Source organism: Bradyrhizobium cenepequi (assembly GCF_020329485.1).
Taxonomy (GTDB): Bacteria; Pseudomonadota; Alphaproteobacteria; order Rhizobiales; family Xanthobacteraceae; genus Bradyrhizobium; species Bradyrhizobium cenepequi.
This window is the reverse complement of sequence record NZ_JAGKJI010000124.1, coordinates 1-2,659: the sequence shown is the minus strand read 5'-3', so window position 1 is coordinate 2,659 and position 2,659 is coordinate 1. Positions and strand designations below refer to the sequence as shown.

Below are 2,659 nucleotides of genomic sequence, written 5' to 3'. Positions count from 1 at the left end.
TCATCAACTCGGATAAGGTTTTCGGTACACACACACCGGGGGCCGTCGCTGGATGCGTACGCTCCCACGCCGCATCGCTCAAAACCAACCGATCCATCACACCCGAGACTGCTTCCCCAAAAGCAGCCTTGAATCTGATTTGCTCCAAAAAGGGAGCCCTCAGAGTCCACACCACCTAGAGCGCAAGAGGTGTGAGCTGTGGCTTCTTGTTCAATTGCTGCGACCGCGGCGCTCCCAGAGGGCGGTATAAAGCCTACAAAAGGCACATCCAAGAAATGGTCGTCCTTTGGACGCACTTGTGCACAGTCGACCAATCGATGACCCACGTCTCAACACGAAACGCCAATTGGAATGCGTTGACCAAATGTAACTGCACGATGATGCAATTAGATATTGACTCTAAAGGGTTCGAAGGAAAGCGACGAGATCCTGCTTCTCGTTGTCATCGAGTTTGGTGCCAAGGATCAAATTGAAGAATTCGACTGTGTCATCCAGCGTCAGCAGACGACCATCGTGCATGTACGGAGGAGAGTCCTTGATGCCGCGCAGTGGGAAGGTTTTCACCGGTCCGTCCCCAGTTTCATAAAGTCCATCAATCATCGACGCTTTGAAAAAGCGTTCGGTCTGCAAATCGTGCATCATATTGTCGGTATAGTAGGGAGCGGCGTGGCAGGCTCCGCATCGGCCTTTCCCCAAAAAGATCTCTTGGCCGTGCATCTCGGCTTTGGTGGCTTTGCTCGGGTCAAGTTTTCCGAACAGATCGAGCTTCGGCGCCGGCGGGAACCCCAGCATCTCCTGGAACTCCGCCATCATGTTGACCTGGTGACCGCGATCGAGAATGTTCACGCCTTTCTTTGCGGCTATGACGTCGTCTCCGTCGAAATAAGCCCCCCGTTGCTCAAATTCGGTAAAATCCTCGACTGTCTTGAGCGCGCGCTGTGATCCGAACAGGCGCTGAACGAATACGCCGCGGAGCGTCGGGGTGGCAATACGATGACGCGTTTGGGTCGGACGAGCATCCGGCGCCAGATGCGTCGCCTTGTTGGTGTGGCCGTTCGTGTGGCAATCAAAGCACGCGACGCCGCGGCTAGGCAGCTCGGAACGGCGATCCTCGGTCTGATTGAATTGTTGCTGTGGAAATGGCGTAAGTAGAAGGCGCAATCCTTCGAGCTGCTTCGGATTAATGATGCCATTGAAGAGTTCATAATAATTCTCGAGCGTGACGAGTTTGCCCTGGGAAATGTCGCCCAGATCTGAACGCTGATTGAGGTACATTGCCGGAGGAAATTCCGGAAGAAAGTGGTCCGGGATATCAAAGTCGACGTCGAAGCGTGTCAGATCGCGGCCCTCGTGGCGTTTGATCTCGTCGATCTCTGTGTGAGGAAACACCATGCCACCTTCTTCATGCTTCGGATGCGGCAGAGGCATAAAACCCGGAGGAAACAGATTTCGGTCGCGAATCTGTTCCGGTGCCGTCACGGCGAGGCTGTCCCACGTCGTCCCGGGAACGAGCTTGACGCGGACTCCTTCCTGCACGGGCTTGGTCCGGTCCATCGTTATGCCAGCAGCGGGGCGGTTGCTCAAATCGTATCGCTCATTGAGAAGCGCCATGTGATCCCGCATAACCGACGGCTTTTGCTTGGATAGTCGGGAGAATATGGCGGCGAACGGCTCGGTGATGTCGACGGGCGCGTAACTCGATGCGCCGCGCGGACCTTGCTGGGCATACGCGCTGCCCAAGGCGGCAGTCACCATAGCGATCGCCATTCCAGCCCAAAGCTTTGCGTTATTCCGCTGGTGCATGCGATATTCCTTGCTGCCAAGCTTCACAGGACGCGCTGTTTTTCGTCATGCCCGACACCAAACCAGCATAGCTGTTATCCATCTGGTACGTGAATCAAGGCCGGTAAATTCCCGGTGAAGCCGATATACGCGAAGCCGCTCGTCGCAAACCGCCAATCGATTAAGACGGTCTGTTGCTTTCTCATGCTGACTTTCGGAGGACAGTTCTCCGTAAGCTGCAACAAGGTCGACGCGCACATGGCGAAGCTGATGCAGCGTGCCCCGCCAGTGCCCCGCAACACCCCGATGATGTATCCGGCATTGAAGGGACGGCTTCTTGAGACTCGTGGCTCCCTGCAAAACGTGCAGCCGGACGAGATTGGCGGCGCCCAGTCCCACACGTACGAGCTGACGCCGCCCATCGTACGCGGCTGGTTCGGCGGCGACGACTACATCCGGCACCTGGTGCTGCCCGACTTCTTCTTCCACATCTCGATTGCGCACGCGATCCTCAGGCACCTTGGAGCGAAGATCGGGAAGCGCGACTAACCGTCACAGACAACACAGTGTAGGCTCTCGAGCCCATGGAAGGACCGATCACTAACAATCGAACCGTCACCATTCCTTGAATTTTGGCTCGATGCACCCCCCGCAAACCCAAGGAAAAGTCCAATCCGCGGTACGCTTGGCGCTGTCGGGGATGTACCTGCTCCAGGCTTCCGCTCGGATCGGATTGATTGACTGCCAAATGACATCAAAGGTCCCGGAAGGATTTATTTTGCCTATCATGACTGGCTTGGAAAGATGATGATTGGTGTTCATTACAACCTCGAAGCCGCTCGGTGCCTTGATTCGTTGACCGTACATGGCTTGCCGG

At 55.9% G+C, this 2,659-nt stretch carries 3 protein-coding genes; 1 reads left to right on the top strand and 2 read right to left on the bottom strand.

Features of this window, described 5'->3' with window-relative positions:
- Window positions 1-399: 399 nt before the first annotated feature.
- Entirely contained in the window at window positions 400-1,803 is a 1,404-nt protein-coding gene (locus tag J6497_RS40385) for a cytochrome B6 (RefSeq protein WP_225709706.1), read from the bottom strand.
- A 183-nt stretch (window positions 1,804-1,986) separates the two neighbouring features.
- On the opposite strand from J6497_RS40385, the gene J6497_RS40380 reads away from it, so the two are divergent.
- Window positions 1,987-2,331: a DUF1993 family protein gene (locus tag J6497_RS40380; RefSeq protein WP_225709705.1), complete on the top strand. Its 345-nt coding sequence runs from the start codon at window positions 1,987-1,989 to the stop codon at window positions 2,329-2,331.
- A gap of 66 nt (window positions 2,332-2,397) precedes the next feature.
- Here J6497_RS40380 and J6497_RS40375 read toward each other — a convergent pair.
- A partial coding sequence (locus tag J6497_RS40375; protein WP_225709704.1) for a transporter substrate-binding protein occupies window positions 2,398-2,659 on the bottom strand: 262 nt, incomplete at its 5' end.